This is a genomic window from [Phormidium] sp. LEGE 05292 (genome assembly GCF_015207735.1).
In the GTDB taxonomy this organism is placed as follows: Bacteria; Cyanobacteriota; Cyanobacteriia; order Cyanobacteriales; family Aerosakkonemataceae; genus Floridanema.
The window spans coordinates 12,838-33,341 of record NZ_JADEWG010000025.1 but is presented as its reverse complement, the minus strand read 5'-3'; the positions used below and the strand labels follow the sequence as shown (position 1 = coordinate 33,341).

Annotated in this window: 19 protein-coding genes; 11 read left to right on the top strand and 8 right to left on the bottom strand. The window is 39.9% G+C overall.

All coding sequences use genetic code 11. From position 1 onward, the window contains the following. The first annotated feature begins 172 nt into the window (after nt 1-172). Nucleotides 173-1,561, top strand: coding sequence for an argininosuccinate lyase (gene argH / locus IQ264_RS09905; protein ID WP_193980608.1), 1,389 nt, complete (start codon nt 173-175; stop codon nt 1,559-1,561). A gap of 131 nt (nt 1,562-1,692) precedes the next feature. Here argH and IQ264_RS09900 read toward each other — a convergent pair whose 3' ends face one another. Beyond that, nucleotides 1,693-1,881, bottom strand: coding sequence for a hypothetical protein (locus IQ264_RS09900; protein WP_193980607.1), 189 nt, complete (start codon nt 1,879-1,881; stop codon nt 1,693-1,695). 395 nt (nt 1,882-2,276) lie between these two features. On the opposite strand from IQ264_RS09900, the gene IQ264_RS09895 reads away from it, so the two are divergent. After that, entirely contained in the window at nt 2,277-2,732 is a 456-nt protein-coding gene (locus tag IQ264_RS09895) for an NUDIX domain-containing protein (protein ID WP_193980606.1), read from the top strand. Between the two features lie 70 nt (nt 2,733-2,802). On the opposite strand, the gene IQ264_RS09890 is transcribed toward IQ264_RS09895, so the two are convergent. Further along, entirely contained in the window at nt 2,803-3,549 is a 747-nt protein-coding gene (locus IQ264_RS09890) for a pantothenate kinase (protein WP_322744650.1), read from the bottom strand. Nucleotides 3,550-3,659: 110 nt separating this feature from the next. Here IQ264_RS09890 and IQ264_RS09885 point away from each other — a divergent pair, with 110 nt between their 5' ends. The 5 genes from IQ264_RS09885 to IQ264_RS09865 all read left to right on the top strand — a co-directional run bounded on the left by IQ264_RS09885 (nt 3,660) and on the right by IQ264_RS09865 (nt 8,580). Then, nucleotides 3,660-5,381, top strand: a complete 1,722-nt coding sequence (locus tag IQ264_RS09885; RefSeq protein WP_193980605.1) for a diflavin flavoprotein — start codon at nt 3,660-3,662, stop codon at nt 5,379-5,381. Nucleotides 5,382-5,555: 174 nt separating this feature from the next. Next, nucleotides 5,556-6,137 carry a phosphate-starvation-inducible PsiE family protein gene (locus tag IQ264_RS09880; protein WP_193980604.1) on the top strand — a complete coding sequence of 194 codons (582 nt, stop codon included), beginning with the start codon at nt 5,556-5,558 and terminating at the stop codon, nt 6,135-6,137. An 87-nt stretch (nt 6,138-6,224) separates the two neighbouring features. Continuing rightward, entirely contained in the window at nt 6,225-7,949 is a 1,725-nt protein-coding gene (locus IQ264_RS09875) for a diflavin flavoprotein (protein ID WP_228061413.1), read from the top strand. 150 nt (nt 7,950-8,099) lie between these two features. Then, the gene (locus IQ264_RS09870) at nt 8,100-8,258 is read left to right on the top strand and encodes a hypothetical protein (protein ID WP_193980603.1); all 159 of its coding nucleotides are present in this window, start codon (nt 8,100-8,102) and stop codon (nt 8,256-8,258) included. Nucleotides 8,259-8,385: 127 nt separating this feature from the next. Further along, nucleotides 8,386-8,580: a hypothetical protein gene (locus IQ264_RS09865; RefSeq protein WP_193980602.1), complete on the top strand. Its 195-nt coding sequence runs from the start codon at nt 8,386-8,388 to the stop codon at nt 8,578-8,580. A 38-nt stretch (nt 8,581-8,618) separates the two neighbouring features. Here the strand turns inward: IQ264_RS09865 and IQ264_RS09860 are convergent, their stop codons facing one another. The 4 genes from IQ264_RS09860 to IQ264_RS09845 all read right to left on the bottom strand — a co-directional run bounded on the left by IQ264_RS09860 (nt 8,619) and on the right by IQ264_RS09845 (nt 13,821). Then, nucleotides 8,619-9,149, bottom strand: a complete 531-nt coding sequence (locus IQ264_RS09860; RefSeq protein WP_193980601.1) for a phycobiliprotein lyase — start codon at nt 9,147-9,149, stop codon at nt 8,619-8,621. Nucleotides 9,150-9,360: 211 nt separating this feature from the next. Beyond that, complete coding sequence (locus IQ264_RS09855; RefSeq protein WP_193980600.1) at nt 9,361-10,578, bottom strand: glycosyltransferase family 2 protein; 1,218 nt, start codon at nt 10,576-10,578, stop codon at nt 9,361-9,363. Between the two features lie 179 nt (nt 10,579-10,757). After that, nucleotides 10,758-12,275, bottom strand: coding sequence for a carotenoid oxygenase family protein (locus tag IQ264_RS09850; RefSeq protein ID WP_193980599.1), 1,518 nt, complete (start codon nt 12,273-12,275; stop codon nt 10,758-10,760). A gap of 91 nt (nt 12,276-12,366) precedes the next feature. Then, complete coding sequence (locus tag IQ264_RS09845; protein WP_193980598.1) at nt 12,367-13,821, bottom strand: folate/biopterin family MFS transporter; 1,455 nt, start codon at nt 13,819-13,821, stop codon at nt 12,367-12,369. Between the two features lie 173 nt (nt 13,822-13,994). Here IQ264_RS09845 and IQ264_RS09840 point away from each other — a divergent pair, with 173 nt between their 5' ends. Both IQ264_RS09840 and IQ264_RS09835 read left to right on the top strand, forming a co-directional pair. After that, the gene (locus IQ264_RS09840; protein WP_193980597.1) at nt 13,995-15,134 is read left to right on the top strand and encodes an AAA family ATPase; all 1,140 of its coding nucleotides are present in this window, start codon (nt 13,995-13,997) and stop codon (nt 15,132-15,134) included. Further along, a complete protein-coding gene (locus IQ264_RS09835) occupies nt 15,127-15,885 on the top strand; it encodes a hypothetical protein (RefSeq protein ID WP_193980596.1) in 759 nt (252 codons plus the stop codon). Before IQ264_RS09840 ends, IQ264_RS09835 begins: the two co-directional genes overlap by 8 nt. A 127-nt stretch (nt 15,886-16,012) precedes the next feature. On the opposite strand, the gene hisB is transcribed toward IQ264_RS09835, so the two are convergent. Further along, entirely contained in the window at nt 16,013-16,657 is a 645-nt protein-coding gene (gene hisB / locus IQ264_RS09830) for an imidazoleglycerol-phosphate dehydratase HisB (protein WP_193980595.1), read from the bottom strand. Nucleotides 16,658-16,684: 27 nt separating this feature from the next. After that, a complete protein-coding gene (gene fabI, locus IQ264_RS09825; RefSeq protein ID WP_193980594.1) occupies nt 16,685-17,464 on the bottom strand; it encodes an enoyl-ACP reductase FabI in 780 nt (259 codons plus the stop codon). 465 nt (nt 17,465-17,929) lie between these two features. On the opposite strand from fabI, the gene ntcA reads away from it, so the two are divergent. Together ntcA and IQ264_RS09815 are read left to right on the top strand one after the other, a co-directional pair. After that, nucleotides 17,930-18,601, top strand: coding sequence for a global nitrogen regulator NtcA (ntcA, locus tag IQ264_RS09820; protein WP_193980593.1), 672 nt, complete (start codon nt 17,930-17,932; stop codon nt 18,599-18,601). Nucleotides 18,602-18,746: 145 nt separating this feature from the next. Further along, on the top strand, nt 18,747-20,438 hold the full coding sequence (locus IQ264_RS09815; protein ID WP_193980592.1) for a DUF3084 domain-containing protein: 1,692 nt from the start codon (nt 18,747-18,749) through the stop codon (nt 20,436-20,438). Nucleotides 20,439-20,504 lie beyond the last annotated feature (66 nt).

Sequence of the window (20,504 nt, the reverse complement as noted above, 5' to 3'; positions counted from 1 at the left end):
AGTTTCCTGAATCAAATCTGCTGGTAAGGCAGAAAATTCTCCATTTTATACTTGACTTTCTAATGTCCGATCGACTGAAGTCATGGAGAAAAAATTTTTCGCGTTTAGTTCAGCGGCTACAGATTAATCCGTCGGGGCAATATAAAATCTAAAACCTAAAATCCAAAATCGAATGACTGAACAACAAACCTGGAGTCAACGCTTTGAATCAGCTTTGCATCCAGCGATCGCTCGTTTCAATGCAAGTATCAGTTTTGACATTGAACTGATTGAGTATGATATTTCTGGATCGATCGCTCATGCGAAAATGCTTGCCAAAACAGGCATTATCTCGCCTGAAGAAGGCGAACAATTGGTGGAAGGACTAGAACGAATTCGTCAAGAATATCGTCAAGGGCTTTTCCATCCCGGAGTAGATGCAGAAGATGTACATTTTGCGGTGGAACGTCGCCTGACAGAACTCAAAGGCGATGTGGGTAAAAAGTTACATACCGCAAGATCCCGGAACGATCAAGTAGGAACTGATACCAGGCTGTATCTACGTGACCAAATAAGCCAAATTCGTCAGCAAATTAGAGGTTTTCAAGCTGTATTGCTGGATTTGGCGGAAACTAATGTAGAAACTTTAATTCCTGGTTATACTCATTTACAACGCGCCCAACCTGTATCTTTAGCTCATCATTTATTAGCTTATTTTGAAATGCTCAACCGGGATTGGGAAAGGTTGGGGGAAATTTACCAAAGGGTGAATATTTCGCCTTTGGGCTCTGGCGCTTTGGCGGGGACGACTTTCCCGATCGACCGTCATTATACTGCCGAGTTACTGAATTTTGGGGGAGTTTACGCTAATAGTATGGATGGGGTGAGCGATCGAGATTTTGCGATCGAGTTTCTCTGCGCCGCTAGTTTAATTATGGTTCACCTCAGCCGAATGAGTGAAGAGGTAATTTTATGGTCATCCCAAGAATTTGGCTTTGTCACTCTCAAAGATAGCTGCGCCACTGGTTCCAGCATTATGCCGCAAAAGAAAAACCCGGACGTACCAGAATTAGTCAGAGGAAAGTCAGGGCGAGTATTTGGACATCTACAAGCTTTATTGGTGCTGATGAAGGGATTGCCGTTAGCTTACAACAAAGACTTACAAGATGACAAGGAAGCTTTGTTTGATAGCGTGAAGACGGTAAAAGCTTGCTTGGAAGCAATGACTATTTTATTGCGGGAAGGTTTAGAATTTCGGATTCAGCGACTAGCAGCAGCTGTGGAAGAAGATTTTTCTAATGCTACAGATGTGGCTGATTACCTAGCTGCTAGGGGTGTTCCCTTCCGCGAAGCTTACAATTTAGTAGGTAAGGTGGTGAAAACTTGTATCGCTGCGAATAAGCTGTTGAAGGACTTAACCTTAGAAGAATGGCAAGTACTTCACCCAGCTTTTGCAGCAGATATTTATGAGGCGATCGCTCCCAAACAAGTAGTAGCAGCCCGCAACAGTTGTGGCGGTACTGGTTTTGAGCAGGTTAGACAAGCTATTCAAGCCGCTCGCTCTCGCAGCAAAAACTCTTAAAAAGTTGTTTAGTGCTTGATTATCGCCAAATTAACAGGGAGAGCTGGGTTCAGGGGTGCAAAAACATTAATTTAGTTTTAGTTAATTACCCTGTTGCGCCCTAACTACTCCCTTCGGGCTAGGTAGACGGATTAATATTGATCTTGTCCGCCTGCTTCTAGCTCATCATCTTGACTTTCTGCGGCATTTTCACTGCTTTTCCCGCTTTTCCAGTTACGATTCTTAGAGAATCGACCTGTAGTTTGGCGTTTGCGAAACTTGCGAGCATAAGCTTTATTACGCTGCGCCTTTTCTTTTTTGGGGTTGCGGCGCTTCGACATATTCACCTCATTGATAAACTACCAGAAGTATCACTTTAGGGCATTTTAGTACTTGCCGTCTTGATTACAATACCCGAACGCCTGAGCTTAAGAGATTTTGGGAATTCAATGACCACTGAAATCTACTGCTCTGCAATTCTGAATAAGCGATTCAGACGAAAGTTCATTAGTTGCATCCGTAGTGTTGATCTTGACATTATCGCCTTAGTTTGTCACTGACCAATCTATTTATTTTAGTACAAAGAGGGTTAGAATTATTTATTTAGTAGCAATTCATCTCTCGCTAAACTGGATAATAACAGGAGACTTCTAGTTTTATATTAGAAAGTCTTTGTATCTGTTAAATTCATAAAATAAAGCTAAAATTACCGCTGGTTGTACTATTGTTGGTGTATATGCTTCGACTATGGCAATTTTTTCAAACTGTACTTGGTATTTTATTTCGACATCCTGTTACAGGTGTGACGATGATTCCAATTTTGCCAGATGGTCGAATTGTGTTAATTCGGCGGCGTGATACGGGACAATGGGGTTTACCTGGGGGAATCGTTAACTGGGGTGAGGATATTCCAACGACGGTGGAACGGGAGTTAGAGGAAGAAACTGGACTGAATTTGGTGAAAATACATCGTTTAGTTGGTGTTTATTCTGCACCCGATCGCGATCCGCGACTTCATTCCATTTCGGTGTTGGTGGAAGCATCCGTTCAGGGAATTATGGGGGCGCAAGATACGTTAGAGGTGAGTGAAGTTGAAGCTTTTGCGATCGCATCTTTACCTAAAGGCGACTTAAGTCACGACCACGATCGTCAATTACAAGATTACCTCAGTGGCGTGACTACTGTAGCCTAAGAAAGGGGACAAGGGGACAAGGAAAAATTTCGCTTTTTACCTTTATCCAATGACAAATAATGACAAATAACTAATGATTAATAACTAAATCTCGCATTCCCCAAAAAATTAAATAGGGATCTACTTTGACTTTTTTAGCTATGTCGGGAAATAAATATTCCAAATAGCTAAAAAGGATTGTACGATCGCCACCAGTTAACACAACTTGTCCTTTAGGAAATTCGCGCCACCAAGCTTGCATATAGTTGACAATTCCCGCTAATGCTGTGTAAACGATCCCGCTTTGAATTGCTGATTTTGTATCTAATGCCCAACGGGGGGGAAGTTGACTAGGTAGGGGAATTTCTGGTAATGCAGCAGTTCCCTGTGCTAAGGATTTGATTTGTAACTTTAATCCGGGAAAAATTGCGCCGCCGATGAGTTGGTGTTGTTCGTCTGCGCCTGTCAAAGTCAGGGCTGTACCACCGTCAATAACTAATATAGGCCAGCCGGAAGTGACTCCTGCACCTAAAACTGCTAGGGCGCGATCGATCCCTAAGCTAGAATACATCCCTTTGAGCGGGATTTGATCGCGGTTAATTATCTTGACGTTGGGTAAATTTTGCCAGAATACCATTTCTGAAGGAACTACTGAAGCAATGTATAGCGGGAGTTTCTTCCATTCTCCTGAAGCTAATCTTCGATCGCCAGCCCCAAAATTCTCTATATCCCAGGCTTCTACAAATTTTGCGCCGTTAAACTTAGCCCAGTGTAACCGGGAATTGCCGATCATCAAAGCTAACCAAGGATTTTGTGTTTTGTTGTTCTGCCGTTTCACTCTTTTATGTTTTTTAACTCACCTATAGGTTTTTTAATAAATCTTTAAAGTTTAATCATGTAACAATGAAGTCAGATAAATTCTCCGGGTTGCCAAAAAGGAGGCTTGACATGGTATTACTCACTGATAAAAGCCAAAAGCGGTTGACAATACAGACGCAAGATATTGCGCTTGAGACTAAGGCAATTCGGTCGTTAGATTGGGATCGCGATCGCTTTGACATTGAATTTAGCTTGCAAAATGGCACTACTTATAATTCCTTTTTAATTCAGGGTGAGCAAACTGCTTTGGTCGATAGTTCCCATGAAAAGTTTCGCCAGTTATATCTGGACACTCTTCAAAGCTCGATCGACCCAGCAAAGATTGATTATCTAATTATCAGCCATACTGAGCCAGATCATAGTGGGTTAGTCAAGGATATTTTACAACTATCGCCTAACGTTACAGTAGTTGGCTCGAAAGTTGCGATTCAATTTTTAGAAGATTTAGTACATCATCCATTTAAGCGGCGCATTGTTAAAAATGGCGACAAACTAAATTTAGGTAACGGTCATGAATTGGAATTTGTGAGTGCGCCTAATTTACACTGGCCGGATACTATTTTTACTTTTGACCACAAAACCCACATTCTTTACACTTGCGATGCTTTTGGAATGCACTACTGTTCCGATACCTTTTTTGATGAAGATTTGGCAGTACTTGAAGAAGAATTTAAACATTACTACGATTGTTTAATGGGGCCAAATGCGCGATCGGTGCTATCAGCATTGAAGCGGATGGGAGAGTTACCAGAAATTACTACTGTTGCTACAGGTCATGGCCCTTTGTTACAACATCATGTGAGCGAATTAACTGGTCGCTATCGTAAGTGGAGCCAAGAACAAACAAAAGCAGAAACAAATGTGGCGGTATTTTATGTTTCTGATTATGGCTTTAGCGATCGCCTTTCCCAAACTATTGCTCACGGGATTACCAAAACTGGTGTAGCGGTAGAAATGATGGATTTAAAATCAGCTGAACCGCAAGAAATTACCGAATTAGTTGGCAATGCTTCGGGTATTGTCATTGGAATGCCTCCGCTATCAGGTGCTAATGTGGCACAAGCTGGTTTAAGTACAATTTTGGCGGCTGCAAAAGCGAAACAAAGTTTTGGTTTGTTTGAGTCTGGTGGTGGTGAAGATGAATCAGTTTATCCCCTACGAAACAAGTTTAAAGAGTTAGGATTAATTGAAACTTTTCCTCCAATTCGAGTTACGGAAACTCCCTCAGAAGGAACTTACCAACTTTGTGAAGAAGCGGGTACAGACTTAGGGCAGTTTTTGAGTCGCGACCGCAGTATTAAGCAAATGAAATCGCTGGATAGTGATTTAGATAAAGCCTTGGGAAGAATTAGCGGTGGACTCTATATTATTACTGCCAAAAAAGGCGATGTTAGCAGCGCGATGCTAGCTTCTTGGGTAGTTCAAGCTAGTTTCAAACCTTTGGGTATTACCATTGCTGTAGCTAAGGATCGGGCGATCGAATCTTTGATGCACACGGGAGATACATTTGTTTTAAATGTGTTGGAAGAAGGCAATTATCAAGCATTAATGAAACACTTTTTAAAGCGTTTTGCTCCAGGGGCCGATCGCTTTGCTGGGGTAAAAACTCAACCCGCAGAAAATGGTTGCCCAATTTTAACCGATGCTTTAGCTTATGTAGAATGCGAGGTAGTTAGTCGGATGGAATGCAGCGATCATTACATTGTTTATGCAACTGTAGAAAGTGGCAGAGTTAGTAAAGCTGATTCTTTCACCGCAGTTCACCACAGAAAAGTAGGAAATCACTACTAATTTATGCTTGATTGCTGCTTTTTAGAGGTAGGTTTTTACCTACCTCTTTATTACTATGAATGCTCATTCCAGGCTACTTAATTGATGCTAATTATTAGTTATCTTGATAGTAAATAGCTTAACTTATAACTTAATTAAAGATATGCTAAAACTATCAAGATAGAGGGACAAAAAATGTACAAAGTGTTCAAAAATGAGCAAACTAGTGGTGGATGGTTAAATAAAGGCGGAATAGTTCGTGTTTTAGAAACCATTCAGGATTTGTTAATCATTTCTCTTTGCATTGGCTTATTTACTTTGATGGCAATTCAGCTAAGAGCAATGTTTTTTGAATTGCTCCCCCCGCTGAATTTTAAAGTGGTGACATCGGATATTCTGTTCTTGCTAATTTTGGTTGAATTGTTCCGACTTTTGATTATTTACTTACAGGAACAACGGGTATCGATCGGAGTTGCAGTTGAAGTTTCCATTGTGTCTGTATTAAGAGAAGTGTTGGTGCGTGGAGTTTTAGAAGCACATTGGACGCAAATTTTATCTGCTTGTGCTTTCTTGATAGTTATGGCAATACTGTTGATAGTAAGAGCATGGCTACCACCCACATTTAGTGGCATCGACCCAGAAAAAATGATTTCTTTAAGATACAAAGGAAAGGAAGCGAATGAATCTTCAGAAATGGTAATGAAGCAACAAGAAGATTACAAAATGCCTGCTAATATCTTAGACAGCAATAGCAATGTAACGAGCGAACATCACTAAAAATATAACTGCCATTTTTTATAGACTGTCTAATTTTGCTAGCAGTTAAATGTCCCCAAGAACCTTTACCAAATCCCTGGAAAAATTATGATACAAGCAACTAAGAAAAGAGATGTACAAGTTCTACCGATCGGCTTAGACACAGTAGTAATGCGATCGCGCACTTGGGATCGGCTAAAGTTTGAGATTGAATACGCTTTACAAAGGGGAACAACAGCTAATTCCTACTTAATTCAAGGCGAAAAAAATGTATTAATTGACCCTCCTGGAGAGTCATTTACAGAAATTTTCTTAACAACTTTACAAAGATATATTGACCCCAAAAGTATAGATTATGTAATTTTGGGTCATGTTAATCCCAATCGCGCCGCCTCTTTAAAAGCTTTGTTAGAACTAGCACCACAAATTACTTTTGTTTGTTCTAATCCGGGTGCGATCGCTCTAAAAAATGCTTTTGCTGAACAGGAATTAAATATTTTAGTAGTCAAGGGAGAAGAATCTTTAGACCTGGGAAAAGGACACCATATAGAATTCATTGCTACTCCTAGCCCTCGTTGGCCCGATCAACTTTGTACTTACGATCCCCAAACACAAATTCTCTTCACTGATAAACTTTTTGGGGCGCATATTTGCGGCGATCAAGTATTTGATGAAGGTTGGACTATTTTCCAAGAAGATCGACGTTATTATTTCGATTGTTTAATGGCTCCTCATGCACGGCAAGTGGAAACAGCCCTTGACAAATTAGCCACATTTAACGTCAAATTCTATGCTACAGGTCATGGCCCTCTGGTGCTTTATAGCTTAACTGACCTGACCAAATCTTACCGGGAATGGTGTCAGCAACAGAAGAATCAAGAAGCAACTGTGGCGCTTTTGTATGCTTCCGCTTATGGTAATACTGCTGCTTTGGCGCAGGCGATCGCACGCGGCGTTACAAAATCTGGAGTCAGTGTTGAAACAATCAATTGTGAATTTTCTGAACCTACAGAAATTCAAGCTGCAATTGAAAAAGCTGATGGATTTATTATCGGTTCTCCCACATTAGGAGGTCATGCACCAACCCAAATTCAAACAGCTTTAGGAATAGTTTTATCAACTGCGGCAAAAACCAAATTAGCAGGCGTTTTTGGTTCCTTTGGTTGGAGTGGTGAAGCAATTGATTTGATTGAAGGTAAACTAAAAGACGCAGGTTATCGGTTTGGATTTGAAACAATTCGGGTTAAATTTAAACCCGAAGATACAACATTACAATATTGTGAAGAAGCCGGAACTGACTTTGCTCAAGCATTGAAAAGAGCCAAAAAAATTCGCCCTTCGCGTCAACCTGTAGGCGACTCTCAAGCAGCAAGAACTGAGCAAGCTGTAGGTAGAATTGTCGGCTCTTTGTGTGTAGTTACTACTAAAAAAGGTGACTTAAAAAGCGCCATGTTAGCTTCCTGGGTTTCCCAAGCAACTTTTAACCCACCAGGACTGACTGTTGCTGTCGCTAAAGACCGCGCCTTAGAAACAATGACTCACATTGGTGATAAGTTTGTATTGAATATTTTGGCAGAAGGACGACAGTTACGGAAGCATTTTATGAAAAACTTTGCTCCCGGAGAAGACCGTTTTGCAGATATTGAAACTGAAGAAGCGAAAAACGGTGCTCCAATTTTAACTGGTGCTTTAGCTTATCTAGAATGTACAGTGCAAAATCGGATGGAATGTGGCGATCATTGGTTAGTTTACGCTACAGCAGATGAAGGAAAAGTTTTAGCATCTGATAGCGTTACTGCTGTTCATCACCGCAAGTCTGGAAGTTATTATTAACTTGTTTGTCATTGGTCATCAGTCATTTGTAGCTTTTGGTTAAATTGCGAAGTTGTGATTTTAAACCGCAGATGAAGATCGATTCTGTCTAATGACTAATGACCAATTTTGGTATTAAACTGGAGTTAGGCTTATCTTTATTATATTTCCATGAATGATCCGTTTATTGATGGAAATAACCGCACGGATTTGGCGGTGATGGATACTTTTTTGCGGTTGAATAAGTATTATTTGAATTTAACAAATGAGCAAGCGTACAACTTAGTTTTGCAAGTTAGCAAAGCAGAATTAATTACTTTTAAAAAATAATAATCGAGATAGAAAACTAAATAAATAATCGATCGCTAATTCACCCATTAGAATGACTCAACAGGAGGATTTATACCTGGTTAACTTGATAGTAAATTAGTTAACAAGACGAGTTCAGGTAGAAGCAATGACAGCTTGGAAAGTCGGACAAAAACTAGTATGCGATCTCAAAGGTACCGAAGCTTATATTATGCAATTGGACGAAACAAATTTAGGAATTTATGCCACCCTTTACAATCCAAAACTCGGTTTTAGTCTCTGCTGTCATATAGATATTTTAGCTGCGTCTGGTTGGAAAGTATCAACCAAAAATTTATCTTAAAGCAAATAAGTGCAAAATAAGTCAATCAGAAATTACTATCAAATTCTTTTTTCCAAATACTGTCCAATCATCAACTGTTCGCCTGCACGGGAAATAATTGATTGTCTGGTGCGATAATTTTTTCCTACTAATTTTAACTCTTCTTCAAACACAGAATCCTTGTATTCTGTTCGTAAACACAAAGTTTGAGGATTGGAGAAATTATATTTTGCGGTTACAGGTTTTGGAGTGGCGAAACCGCGATCGCGATACAAAATATTACAAAACGCACCAAACAAAGTTTCCCCTTTTGACTGCTTTTTCTCACTTACTGACTCTTTACTTTCCCAACTTACCTTTGCACCACAAGTGAGAATTACTTCATCACTTAAACCGTGCAATTGTGCTAACTTTCGCAGTTCTTCCCTCCCCGCTTCCAGAAATTCAATGGTTAGTATACTCACCATCTCTTTGGTTTCCACCTGTGGCAAAGTGTAGTAGCGTCTCTCAGAATGCCAAATGCCTTCAGACTCTTGGAAAAACGCGGCTATTAAATCTTCTGTTTGGGAAAGTTGTAGTAGTGAGTTCACAGAATTTCGTCCTAGTACGAAGTAATTACGATCGTGCCATTGACAAGCATTTCTTTACATTTTGCAATTTAACTTAATATAACGTAAAATTACTTATTGTTGGTCTACCCAGAGAACCAACACAGCATTTCCTTGTACTACCAAGTTACATTCCCAAAACGAAAAGTGTCTCACTCTAAACGCGGATTTTATTTATTGCCAAAACTAAAAATTAATTAATTAACACCAACCTACGAATCAAAGAATCTTTCTGGCTTTGGTGGGATGAAATCATTGATTTAATAAACAGCTTCCAAGCTGGGAAAGAAAACACAGCGGGAAAAGCGAGTTTGATGGCGATCGTAAATTTGCCTTGCTTCAGAGCACTCCAACTATGACGTAATCGTAAGTAATTGCGAATATTGTGGAAATATGAGCAAGTAGAACATTTATCTTCACCAACCAAAATTGAAAGTTTTGTCCATACCCAAATGTTTTTATCCAATTGCTTGTGTAATAAAAACTGTTGATTGTAACGGGTAAGGATGGCGGTGAATAAAAGTTTCCAGGCAGGAATGTAAAAAGCAGCAGGTAAAGCAAATCTACAAGTAATGCTCAAACTACGCTGTTTAGCAGCAACCAAAGCCCAGTGTAATTTGAGATAATTCCGAAAAGCACGGATACTAGGAATATTTTGACGATGCTTTTCATCAACTAAAGTGTAAATTTTTTCCTTGAGTTCAATATGAGTATCTAGTCGCCTTTGCAGAGAGAATTTTTTATTATAACCACCAGGCCAAACCGTGCGATAAGCTAAACAGTGATTAATAAAAATAGCATCGCCAAATTGAGCAATTTTTACCCAAGAATCAATATCATCAAAATTAACATCTAACCGCGAATCCCAACCTCCTGATTTGAGGAAAGCATCACGACGAAAGGCTACTTGAATCGGAGTACCAAAGGGAATTTGTTCGAGTAGCATTCCATAGTGAATGTCTTCTTGGGGAATGTAAAAAACTTTACCAGGACCAGTTTTGCGGGTGCGGCTAAGTTCATGTTGGTTAACATCTACTTGTGCTGCTTGACAAGAGCAAATTACAGCTTGGGGACGAAGAGCGATCGCTTGTGTAATTTCCTCAATACAATTAGTGGCTAGATAATCATCATCATCTACAGGCTTAATCCAATCTCCCGTAGCCACTTTTACTCCAGCATTAATTGTAGCCGCATGACCCATATTGTGTGAATTGCGGTGATAAACTAAACGATTGTCGCCCCTGGCACAAAGTTCTTCCCGCAAACTACAGATATATGCTTCTGTACCATCAGAAGAACAATCATCTGCTACTACTATTTCACAGGGTACACTTTGAGCCAAGGCAGAAGCTATAGAGCGTCTTAACAAAGACAGACGGTTGTAAGTAGTAATAACTATGGTGAATTTCATCTGGGTTTACCTGGCTAGCACCCTGTTGATTGGCTAATCTAGGGGGTAGTAACTAATGCTTTGATTGGCATTACTATTACTGTTTATATTTTTCCCCGTCAACCCTCTAAGATTATAAATCCCACAAAAGTTATACAAACTAACTCGCCAAAGATTAAGTTTTTTACCAATTTATTATTTTAATTCCGTAATTCTTGAATTTCAAATACCTCTGGTGTAAAACTTCCGTGTAATCCGTAAGGAACATGATGTTTCAAATGTAACCTAGTTATTGGTTCTTGATGCAAATTGCGAGCATCTAAAATTACGAGGTCCGATCGATGACGTGACGAATCATACACTAACGTCATTATCCAACCATCATCCTCATTGACAGCATCAGGAGCTGGAACAAAAACAGGCTCGCTGACAAAACCCTCTGGTGCAGCACTCCAAAGCTGTCTTTCTCCAGAAACTTGGTCAATTTTTAAAATTGCCTGAAGCGGTGCATTTCCTGACGCTGTATGAGCCGCACCAAGATATAAATAACGGTGAAACCTACCGACTTTGGCGGGATGCACCCAAGGAAACTCACAACAGCGGCTTTCTAACATTTCTCGCCGGACAGTTTGCTCATTCAAATTAACCACAAACCGCCAAAGTTGTCCCGGAGAAAGTGCATCAAAATCTGTTTCTTGGTAATCAGAATTCGGCTCAACGGTAGGGAGAGATTCATAGCAAACCGAGTCTATATAAATTTCCTTATCCTGCTCAAAAGCATTAGCATGGTGAAAAACAAAACCCGATTGAGTTTCTAAAATTTTCACTCCCGGAATAGCAGTATTAGAATGGCGGGGGATGATAATAATGCGTGTTGCTTCTTGGGGATTAAATTTGACAGATTGACCCGCACCTTGCCACCCAAAAACATAAGGTAAAGGATTAAAAGTTACGGGATTTTGAAAGAAAATACAGTAATTTGGGGTAATAGCAAAATCGTGAATAAACGCAAAACCAGGAACAGAATGAGCATGATGCTGGACAATTTTGCCAGATTCATTTAACTCATAAATAGTAATAGTAGTAGAGAGTCCTGGTTTAATGGAAAAATTAACTAATCTTGGTTTTCCATCATCCCACTCACAACTAGGATCGATACGAGGATGAGCAGCAAAAGCATCTCCTTCTTGTAAAACGCGATCGAAATATTCCATTTCCAAAGTCGCCAAATTATTCGGGTTGAGGCTATAGGGTTCAGCCGCTTCCCAAAGTGCTAGGAGTTTTTTACCCCAATAAATTACATTAGTATTAGCGATGTTTTTAATTTTTAAATCAAAAGCATTAGCTAACCAGCCACCAGGTTTTTGAGTACCAAAAACGCCACGATAAAGAATTTTGCCTGCTTTTTGTTCTTCAACAAAACCTTTAGTCCGTACAAAGCGATTTTGAAAATAAGCTTTGCCATTATTAAAAGTGAAAGAGCAGATCATCCCATCGCCATCAAAAGGATGATGTAACTTTTGATCATTAACATCTAATAAACCGGGGCCATTACGAAATAAAGTTCCTTGGAGATTGGGAGGAATTTCTCCTTCGATATCATCAATCAAATAATTAAATTCTCTTTTAAGTGATTGATAACCTTTTTGCCACTTTTGGCGATCGTAAGATTTGACTGGAACTGTAGATGCGTGTTCGTAAAGTTGGAAGTTCTGCATAGTTGGTAATTGGTATTTGGTAGCTGGTATTACTTGAGAGTGTTTCAGAACATATAATTTTTAGTAGAGACGTTGTATACAACATCTCTACTTATTCAGCCGATTTTTCTGTTTCTCTTAACAAAGAGTGAGGCATCAATTCTGACATTAAATCAGGAAAAAAAGGTTGTGCTATATGTTTTGAAGCAGTAGAATCTAGTTCCAAAGCAGGAATTGGTTGGAGATGTTGCTCAGAAATTTCTGCTTGGGGATCGCCTTGAGGCAACCAATTGACAAAAGGTAAAGGTAGAAGAGTGCTTAAGTTAGCAATCACTACCAATAACCAGAGGGATTGGAAATTATGTTCTGTAATTCCCAGCCAGTGCATTAAAAAAGCACCAAACTCATAAGAGAGTAAACCTGCTAAATTAGTCACTGACATCAGTAATGCAAATAAAGTAGCTTCTACACCGGGAGGACAAAGCCTTGCTGCCAAAACTAACACTGGCATATAAGCAATTTGTCCCATAACTGTGAGAATCAAACTATCTCCCAAACTAAACCAATGGTCGTCAATTCCCAAAGCGCGGTTTGTGTGGGTAACTAGTAGTAGTGCTGTCATTCCCAACGCCGCAGACAACACAGTTGTCCAGACAAAAAAGGTGCGGAAAGAAACATTTTTAAAGAATCTTTGAAACAGCCAAATTCCGATCAAAGAAGCCACACTAGTTACTAAACGAACTCTGCCCAAAAATTCTGGCTGAAACCCCAATTCATTAGTTGTAAAGAAGAAAAATGCTGCATCAGAAGTGGGGGTACATTGCCAGATAAATAAAAATGCTGTGGGCAACCAAATTGCTTTTTGAGTAACAGCTTTTTTTAGTTGTTTAACTTGTTGCCAAGCTGTGGAAAAATCTGGTTTTTCGATCGTTGGTGACTCAGCAATTAACCAAGCCACGATCGACACAATGAGGGGAAAAGTTGCGGTAATAGCAAATACAGTGCGGGTACTGAAATGTTGTAATAAAAAGCCGCTTAAGTAAGCAGTAATTAAACCTCCTAATGCAGTAGCGCCCCAAGAAAGAGATTGTAAAGATCCGGCATCACTAATTGATTCTCCCCTGGCTCTTTCTACGACTAGGGAATCTACAATTACGTCACCAATGGCAACAGAGAGGGAGGAAAGAGCGATCGCCAATGTCGCCGCCCAAGCACTATGCACCACCGTCGCCAAACCGATCCAAGCCGCAGATCCCAAAAACCCAGAGAGAATTAAATAAGGTCGTCGCCGATAACCCAAAATTGGCAAACCATCAGAAATAAAGCCAAATAAAGGTTTAACCATCCAGGGTAAAGCCACAATTCCCATCAAAGCCGACACTTGAGCCGGAGTTAGTCCCAATTCATCTTTGAGGAAAAAGCTGACAGCTAGGCGTGCCAACCCTAAAACGCCCTGAACGAAGTACACCAATAAAATGGCGACTAATTCAGGAGTAAGTTCTTTACCAAATAAAGTTCTTTTTGTCAAAAAACTTTGAATCTTGGACAAGCCAGAGGAAACCACCATTGATAAATAAAAGTTAAGAATTATGACTTTTATAACATATTCGCTCTGGTGGCTGAAGTCTGCCTATGGAGGGAAGGGTGGTTTTAGTCTGGCAATCGCCTGAAAATCGGGTGATTTGCTGCTAATGTTAGAACTTGAATGAGGTGTAAAAATGAGCTTTCTTTTTGAGAAAAATGCTAGAAAAAGTAGGACTTTATAACTTTAAAAGTCATCGATCTACAGAACTAATTTTCGATAATTCTCGCCTACACGCATTGGTAGGACAAAATAGTTCTGGTAAAACATCAGTTTTGCAAGCATTATATTATATGAGTCTGCTTGCTGATTTATCTTTTACAAATATTTTTAATAATGACCAAGCGCCTCAATTTATTACAACAATTGGACAAGATAATATGTCTGTTTTTGTCACTGGTTTTTGGGAAGGTAAATATCGCCAAGATTGGGAAGTTTTCTTTAAGTTTCAGCAACAAAACATTAATCCTTTTTGGATTCCGACGTTATCATGGAAAATCGGGCAAGAGATAAACCGTTTAGAGGGATGGAAAAGCTCATTGATCTATAATGACCCAGATCCCATCACCCAATCTTTGAAATATACAGTTTATTTAAAGTTAGTAGCTAATAATCTTGCTAAAGCAGCTTATAGTGATGCAATTAAGCCACAAGTTGAGTTTGATGGTTCAGGGTTAGCACCTACTTTAGACTATCTTCGTAATGAAGCTCCAGAGAGATTTCAATCTATACAAGAAATGTTGAAAAAGATTGTTCCAAGTGTACAGAAAATAAGAGTAAGACGAGCTAATGTAACACTTAAACGCCTAAATTCAATTGAAATTTCTGGTCAGTTAATCCCTTATGAAGAAAGTAGGGAAATCGTAGGGCAAGAAGTTGTCTTAGATATGAATACGGGCGATCGCATTCCCGCCCATGCCATTAGTGAAGGAACAATGCTGGCGCTGGGATTATTGACTGTTTTGATGAATCCTAATCAACCAAATTTAGTATTATTAGATGATGTGGAACAGGGACTTCATCCCAAAGCACAAAGAGAATTGATGGCTGTTTTTAAGGAAATTATTCAAGCCAATCCAAATCTACAAATTATTTTTACTACTCATTCTCCTTATATTGTGGATGAACTTACACCTTCACAAGTTCATGTATTAAGTAATACGGAATCAGGTTTTACTCGTTGTAAAAGATTGGACGAACATCCTGATGTAGAATGGGCAAAACAAACTTTAACTACTGGGGAATTTTGGGATGCTGAAGGGGAAGATTGGGTAGTTGCTGGAGAAATGAATGATTGAGTTTGTGGTGATTGTAGAAAGTAGTGCAGATGCACGAACCGCTACAAAATTAGCCGATCGCATTTTAGTAGAAAAAATTGATTGGTTAGAACCTGAACAACTGCAATATTTATTTCGGTGGACTGGTTTAGAAGCAGGTACAGAACATTCTTGCTGGAAAGATATTAATCAAATTATTACTAACTCTAAAAACTTAGGATTTCGCCCACCAAGGTATTTAGGTCATAAAGATGGAGCATTAAAAAGTGATGGTGCAGCAGCTATAAAAATTATGAATTTAGTCCGTTATTTGCAAAAAACACGAAACATTAAAGCAGTTATTTTTATTCGGGATTTAGACAATCAACCTGAGCGAAGAGAAGGTCTTGAGCAAGCACGTTTGGTACAGATCGATCGCCAACCGAAATTAGAAATTATTATTGGTACAGCCAACAGAATGCGCGAAGCATGGGTTTTGAATGGATTTATTCCACTTAACCAAGAGGAAAGACGAATTTTAGAAGAGATAAAGACCAAATTAAATTTCGATCCCTGCGAAGATTCACACAGATTACGCTCTAACTCCTTTGAAGAACCCGATCGCATTAGAAACCCTAAAGTCGTTGTCGAAAAGTTAACAGAAGGAAAGATGGAACGCGAACAGCAATGTTGGGAAGAAACAAGTTTAGATCATCTCCGAAAACGAGGTATCTATACAGGTTTAACAGACTATCTTCAAGAAATCGAGCAACACTTAACTCCCATCATTTAAGCCGAGTAAAAATCCTAAAATCTCTCTAATCTTTCCTCTGCGCCCTCTGCGTCTCTGCGGTTTCCTTCTTCGTTTCCTTCGTGTCTAAGTGCTACGCACCGCTACGCGAACGTGGTTCAAAAAAATCTTATAAAACCCCCTTAGAACTAGGAATACTCCCCAAACGACGGGCATCAAATTCCACAGCCATTCGCATCGCCCTAGCAAAAGCCTTAAAAGTCGCCTCAATAATATGATGAGAATTAATCCCATCCAACTGACGAATATGTAACGTCATTTGGGAATGATTCACCAACGCCACAAAAAATTCCCTAACTAATTGAGTATCGTAAGTTCCTACTCGCTGCGTCGGAATTTCCAAACCATAACTTAAATGAGGTCTTCCTGAACAATCCAAAGTCACTTGAATTAAAGCTTCATCCAGAGGCGCGAGGAAATTACCAAAACGGACAATGCCTTTGCGATCGCCTAAAGCCTTCCCCAACGCCTGACCCAAAGTAATCCCCACATCCTCATTTGTGTGGTGATCGTCTATTTCCAAATCACCCGTTGCTTGCACATCCAAATCTATCAATCCATGTGAAGAAATTTGGTGCATCATGTGATCTAAAAACGGAATTCCCGTTTTGGAAACACAAACCCCTGTACCGTCCAAATTAACAGTTACCTGCACATCTGTTTCGCCCGTAGTCCGTCTGACAGTTGCTATACGTGCGGGGGTAATTTGCTCTGGATGTTCTTGAGAAAGAACTTGGCGATCGCTAATTTGCATAAACTAATTTCAAATCAATAAATTAACTTATCCCATGCCCATGATTTCATAACCAGCATCCACATACAAAACTTGACCTGTGATGCCGCTAGCCAAATCACTGGATAGAAAAGCAGCCGTATTACCCACTTCAGTTTGGGTAACAGTTCGTCTTAAAGGTGCCACTTCCTCGACATGGTGAATCATATCTAAAATTCCGCCAACTGCCGAAGAAGCTAAAGTCCGGATCGGACCTGCTGAAATCGCATTTACCCGAATATTTTGCGGGCCTAATTCAGAAGCTAAGTAACGAACATTCATTTCCAAAGCTGCTTTAGCAATTCCCATTACATTATAGTTAGGAACCACCCGCACGCCGCCTAAATATGATAGCGTAATGATGCTACCACCTTCTGTCATCAAAGGTTTAGCTGCTCCACTCAATTGAATCAGCGAATAGGCGCTGACTTCTAAAGCCAAATTAAAGCCTTCTCTAGTGGTTTTGCTAAATTCTCCTGACAAATCATCTTTTTTGGCAAAAGCCAAACAATGAATTAGAATATCCAGCTTACCCCATTTTTCGCGGATAGTTTCAAATGTGGACTGGATTTGGGATTCATTCTGGACATCACATGGTAAAAACAAGCTGGGGTTGAGAGGTGCTACCAACTCAGCCACTTTATTTTCCATGCGACCTTTTTCATCAGGCAAGTAGGTAATGCCAAGGTTGGCACCAGCTTGATGAAGTTGTTGGGCAATGCCCCAAGCAATCGATCGATTGTTGGCAATGCCAGTTACAAGAGCGTTTTTTCCGGTTAAATTCAGCATAGTCGTTCATTATATCTGAGAGTTGCGCCGGAAACAGCCCTAAATTTCCCATAATCTCGCTAAAATTCCCCCACATTTCGGAAGAATGTGTCTTAAAATACAGAAAATCCCCCCAAATACTTGAAATTTAGCGTTAATTTCTAGTGTTTAACTGCGAAAAATTAACTCTCTATTTCAGGCTGGCAAAATTTTGTAAACATGAGGAGTTAAGATGCAATTATGTAAGTAGCTATTATGTGTTATATTGCACAGGAATTTGATATATATCCGACTCGATTGAGTAAAAATTATGGAAGTGCTGGAGCGCCTAATAGTCAAAAACACAAACATCAAATAAACTACATCTTGACCAAGGAGCAAAAACTCATAAGCTAGATTTTGGGAATTGGGATGGGAGAAGTTATTGCTAAGGTTAATTGCCAAGATTTAAGAAATTTTCTTGGGTGTCGGTGAGGGTAAAAAAACATGGTCGTTTTAGACGATAGACCGCTTGCATCTGTATTTCGGCAAATAGGAGGTGGTGCATTTCCACCAGTTGTAGAAACCTTTGAAAGGGGAAAGACCATTTTTTTCCCAGGAGATCCAGCCGAAAGGGTATATTTCCTCCTCAAAGGTGCGGTAAAACTTTCGCGAGTGTATGAAGCTGGGGAAGAAATTACAGTCGCGCTACTGCGAGAAAATAGTGTGTTTGGTGTATTATCTCTGATTACAGGGAATCGCTCAGATCGGTTTTATCATGCGGTAGCTTTTACACCAGCGGAATTACTCTCAGCACCAATCGATCAAGTAGAACAAGCACTGAAAGATAACCCTGAGTTAGCAATGTTAATGCTGCGAGGTTTGTCTTCACGCATTCTGCAAACAGAGATGATGATTGAAACCTTAGCTCACAGAGATATGGGTTCAAGATTGGTGAGTTTTTTATTAATTCTTTGCCGCGATTTTGGTGTTTCTGGTCAAGATGGGATTACTATAGATTTGAAGCTATCCCATCAGGCGATCGCTGAAGCCATAGGTTCCACTCGCGTAACAGTGACTCGTTTGCTAGGGGATCTTAGGCAGGAAAAAATGATCTCCATCCACAAGAAAAAGATTACTGTTCATAACCCAGTAGCGTTAAGCCAACAGTTTACCTAATTGCGGTTTGACAGCAATTAAAATATCCCTCCCCTGTCAGGGAAAAACTTAAATAGGTGTAAATTTATCCACTCTATTTAAGTTACTAGCTTCAATATTTACTAGGGTGTGAGATAGTCTGGATATGGAGCTAAATTAGCTGAATATGACCACCGGGTTAATCCTGATAGTAGCAGTTTTGGTGTTGGGAGGCGTGATCGCATCGGTGGGCGATCGCATTGGTACGAAAGTGGGCAAAGCTAGACTGAGCTTGTTCAATTTACGACCAAAAAACACAGCGGTGTTGATCACCCTCCTGACAGGTAGTTTAATTTCTGGTTCCACACTGGCAGTTTTATTTGCCGCCAGCGATCAGTTGCGTACAGGTGTTTTTAGATTAGGGACGATACAAAGAAACCTCAAAAACGCCCGCCAAGAGGTGGAAAAAACTAAAGGCGAAAAACTGCTTCTAGAAGCAGAGAAATTTCAAGTAGAACAGGAAAAAAGTCAAGTACAAAATGAGTTAGCGCAAGCTAAAGCAGAGCAAGCAGAAGCACAGAAACGCTTGGATGACACAAATAAAGCGTTGCAGATGGTATTGGCAAAACTTTCGCAAGCAGTTGCCAAACAAGCTCATACAGAAGCACAATTAAATCAGACGCAAGGGCAACTGACTCAAACTCAAGGGCAGTTGAGTCAAACTCAGGAACAGTTAAAAGTAGCTTCTCAGCAAACAGAAAACTTGCGAGGAGAGATTACTAAACTGCAATCAGAAAGGAAAGAATTGATCGCGCAAAAAGATCAAGTTCAGCAACAAATTACTCAACTAAAAGCCCAACTCGATCAAAGAGATGAAAAAATTGCAGCACGCGATCGCACAATTAGGTTACAAGATGAACAAATTGCTGTTCGTGATACAGCGATAAATCAGCGCGATCAAAGAATTAGGACTCAGGATCAACGGATTTATCAAAGAGAACAAGAAATTGGCATTCGCGCTCAAAAAATGCGAATCCAAGACCAAGTTATTGCTCAACAGGAAAACCGCCTGAAAGTTTTAGAAGCCAAACTGAACCAAAGCGAACAACTAATTGCCGAACGGGAAAAATTAATTACAGAAAAAGAGAAGCAACTTAGTCAAAGAGGGAAAGAATTAGACCTCCTGCAACAGGAAGTTGCTACATTAGAACAGTATTATCAGGATTATCAAGAATTACGTCAAGGTAATGTGAGATTGCTGCGAGGTCAAGTGCTCGCATCAGGAGTATTTCGGATTGTAGACCCGACAGCTGCTCGTTCAGTGGTAGATCAATTATTATCACAAGCTAATCGATCGGCAATCCAACGCACAAAACCTGGAGACAATAACTTTAAAGAACAGGTAATTGTAATTAGAGAAACAGAAGTCAAACAATTAATTGACACAATAGATGATGGCAATGATTATGTAGTCCGCATTATTTCAGCTGGTAATTATGTTCTGGGAGAATCGCCCGTGCAGGTATTTGCTGATGTTGCTCCTAATCGCGTGATTTTTAAAGCTGGTGAAGTGTTAGCAGCAACTTCAGCCGATCCCTCAAAGATGACAGAAGAGCAATTGCGTCAGCGAATTGAGTTATTAATCGCTGCATCTCAGTATCGCGCTCGACGTGCGGGAATTGTCGCTAATACAATGCAAATAGGAGACGATCGCATCGAAACATTAACCCGCTTTTTAGAGCAACTAAAACAATCAAAACAGCCAGTAGATGTGCAAGTGGTAGCATCAGATACTACTTATACTGCTGGGCCAGTCAAAATGGATTTAGTCGCAATTCAAGGTGGACAAGTAATTTTTAGGACAACGCCAACGGGGTGAAGGTATTTGAGGACAAGGGGACAAGGATTAATTACGGTTTACCCTTTTACTCCTGATTTGTAGAGG